Source organism: Streptomyces sp. WM6378 (assembly GCF_001279695.1).
GTDB lineage: Bacteria > Actinomycetota > Actinomycetes > Streptomycetales > Streptomycetaceae > Streptomyces.
The window spans coordinates 1-438 of record NZ_LGDD01000183.1 but is presented as its reverse complement, the minus strand read 5'-3'; the positions used below and the strand labels follow the sequence as shown (position 1 = coordinate 438).

Genomic DNA, 438 nt, shown 5'->3' with positions numbered 1-438 from the left:
TGAAGACGCGGGCGAAATTTCCCGGGTTGGGGAAGCCGCAGCGGCTGCCGACCTGGGATATGAGTTCGTTGCTCGTGGTGAGGAGGCGGCACGCGGTGTCGACACGTAACTCGGTCAGGTATTGTACGGGCGTTTTTCCCGTGGCGGCGGCGAATTGGCGTACGAAGTGGTAGCGGCTGAGTAAGGCCTCCTTGGCCATGTCTTCGAGGGTGATGTGCGATGCCAGGTGCTCGTGCATGTAGTCGGTCACCGCGAGCAGTCGCTCCGGATTCAGGCCCGGAGTGTCCGGTTGCAGGTCGTCGTGCGGGTGGAGCAGATGGGCGGTCAGGTAATGCGCCGCTCTGAACGCGTAGTGCTCGCCCACCCCCGCGTCGTGGGCACGCAGTAAACCGGGGGCCATGGCCGCGGCTACGGGGTCGAAAACCCGCGGAGTCTCCA

1 protein-coding gene is annotated in these 438 nt (G+C 64.6%); it reads right to left on the bottom strand.

From position 1 onward, the window contains the following. The coding region (locus ADK54_RS16240; RefSeq protein ID WP_159047781.1) for a helix-turn-helix domain-containing protein at positions 1-400 on the bottom strand (400 nt) is incomplete at its 3' end. Positions 401-438: the final 38 nt, after the last annotated feature.